This is a genomic window from Caulobacter sp. 17J65-9 (genome assembly GCF_010975005.1).
Classification (GTDB): domain Bacteria; phylum Pseudomonadota; class Alphaproteobacteria; order Caulobacterales; family Caulobacteraceae; genus 17J80-11.
This window is the reverse complement of record NZ_JAAIVC010000298.1, coordinates 1-1314: the sequence shown is the minus strand read 5'-3', so window position 1 is coordinate 1314 and position 1314 is coordinate 1. Positions and strand designations below refer to the sequence as shown.

The 1314-nt window shown below is 72.3% G+C and carries 1 protein-coding gene; it reads left to right on the top strand.

Annotated features, from left to right (window positions below):
* Positions 1 to 406: 406 nt before the first annotated feature.
* A partial coding sequence (locus tag G3573_RS21490) for a CHASE3 domain-containing protein (RefSeq protein WP_163263662.1) occupies positions 407 to 1314 on the top strand: 908 nt, incomplete at its 3' end.

Here is a 1314-nt window from a genome sequence, read left to right as displayed (position 1 = left end):
GCCCTGGCGCGGCCGCGGCCGGCCGAGCCGGCCGCCCGTCCGGCCCTCAAGCATGTCGGCCGCGGCGGCGCGGCCCGGGTCTGGGCGCCCCAGCCGGACGTGGAAGGCTGGGAAGAGTTCTGACCGGCGCGCCCGCCGGCCGGCTCTAGGTACATCCCCTGAGTTTCATCCGCCGCCCTCGACCGCCACGGTCGGGGGCGCTTTTGCGCGCGACGCTTGGGCGAAACAATGGGACGCGGGCGTAACCGGGTTCGTTGAGCGTGATCTTGTCAAGTATTCACAACAGTCCTCGCGGCGCCTTTACAGCAGCCGCAACGGCTCGTTTACCAATCTAGTCTGATACCGAGCTGGAGAGCCCGGCGTCCGTCAATTTTTCGGACGCCGTGGTTTAGCCGAGGACCCGCCCATGTCGTTCGCCGACCTTCCGATCTCCCGCAAGCTGACGGCCGCCTTCGCCGCGGTCATCCTGGCCTGCGGCGGGGCCAGCGCGCTGGTCTTCGCGAACATGCGGGCCATCCAGATCGCCGCGGCCGAGGACGCCGAGAGCCGCGAAGTGCTGGCCGACGCGGCGGACGTGAAGCTGGCCCTGCTGGAAGAGCAGAACGCCATGCGCGGCTACGTCGCCTCCGGCGACGCCCAGTTCCTGAAGAAGTTCGAGGACCACCGCGCCGACTACGCCAAGGCGGTCGAGGCCCTGCGGACGGCGGACGATCATCCGGACCACGTGAAGCGGATGGCGGCGCTCGACGAGGCCGAAGCGAAGTTCGAGACCGAGGCCAAGGCCATGCTGGCCGTCGCCGCCGACCCGGCCACCCGACCGCAGGCCGAGGCGGTGATCGGCGAGAAGGCGCGCCTGACCGCCGTGCGCGAGGCGCTGAAGGCCACCACCGACACCCACGAAGGCCTGCTGGCCCAGCGCTCGGCGGCCCAGGCCAAGGCCTTCGCCAGCGCCTACCTGGGCTTCTTCATCGGCGGCGGCGTCGCCCTGGCGATCGCGCTGGCCATGGCCTGGGCGCTGACCCGCTCGATCGCCCGTCCGGTCGTCGGCATGACCGGGGCCATGGGCCGGTTGGCGGCCGGCGACAATCAGGTCGACGTGCCCGCCGTCGGCCGCCGCGACGAGATCGGCGCGATGGCCCAGGCGGTGCTGCACTTCAAGGACGCTGCCGTCGAGAAGGCCCGGCTGGAAGGCCAGACCGAAACTCAGCGCCGCGCCGCCGAAGACGAGCGTCGCCGCCACGAGGCCGAGCGCGCCGCCGCCGCCGAGGCCCAGGCCGCGGTGGTCGCCGCCGTCGCCGGCGGCCTGGCCCGCGT